Below are 1,290 nucleotides of genomic sequence, written 5' to 3' on the forward strand. Positions count from 1 at the left end.
AACTGAGAGATAGAAAGAGGCTAACAAACCGAAGTTGTAAAGAAGAAATTTGAATAACAAGGATAAGATGAGACAAGACACATCAACAGCGACACTATCCGTAAAATCAGCACACAGCCGCCACGCCACCGGCTGTCATTCCCGTGCACACGGGAATCCATTCATCCACACACGCCAAATGCCACGTTTGAAAACGCACTTGCCACAACCAACAACTACATAGAGCAAAACCAATAACAACACTGGCAATGAAGCGGTAATACCGAGCTACAACACTCGCTGTACGATGGATCCCCGCGTTCGCGAGGATGACGAACTGAGAGATAGAAAGAGGCTAACAAACCGAAGTTGTAAAGAAGAAATTTGAATAACAAAGGATAAGATGAGACAAGACACATCAGCAGCGACACTATCCCGTAAAAACTCAGCACACCGCCGCCATACCACCCATCGTCATTCCCGTGCACACTAGAATCCATTTATCCACACGCGCCGGATGTCGCGTTTGGAAACCCCCTTGCCACAACCAACAACAACATAGAGCAATACCGGTAACAAAGCGGTAATACCGAGCTACAACACTCGCAGTACGATGGATCCCCGCGTTCGCGAGGATGACGAGCGGAGAGAGAAAGGACTAGAGACTAGAAACTGAAGCAAGTAAAAGACAGAAATGGAGAGTATCAACAAAAGAAACGAGGAACCATGAAAGCTAGCATTGCTCGAAGCAGACTTAGCTTTGCTTCCTCTTCACCATGGATCAAATGAATCTCCTTCGGCTTTTGCGCAATACCTTGAATAAACGCCAGTAGATCGGCTTGGTCTGCATGGGGCCGAGTAGCCAGACTATCGGTATGTATCTGAGCTCGAACTTCCACCATTTCGTGCTCAATTTGTACCGTTTTCGCGCCAGATTGAATCTCACTGGCCCAAAGTACCATTCGCCTGATATCCAGCAAACAACACATCAGTACACTCATCTGGCAACAACRGCTTGGAGATAGTCCATAATCCGGCCACCTTGGCACAATTCCTGATGCGGCAACCACAATAGACAGGCTCCCCTGTCGAGGCAAGACGATTCACTAATGCTTTATGTTGGCRATAATCATCTATCGTTATGYACTGCTCAAAGGCCAACGGATAACGATGGACCTCCAGCCGACGCTTCGCCTCCTTTCCCCATAGTTTTTTAAAGCGGCGATACGATTGAGTTACTCTTTTAGCTAATGGCGAGTCGAGAATAATAGGGATATCGGTGCCGATATTATGCTCAAATATCAACTGCTC

1 pseudogene is annotated in these 1,290 nt (G+C 47.1%); it reads right to left on the reverse strand.

Annotated elements, in window-relative coordinates:
• Nucleotides 1-683: 683 nt before the first annotated feature.
• Nucleotides 684-1,290, reverse strand: a pseudogene (locus CIK04_RS31945) (MBL fold metallo-hydrolase RNA specificity domain-containing protein); the annotation flags it as partial.

The sequence above is a fragment of the Vibrio sp. 03_296 genome, from assembly GCF_002265885.1.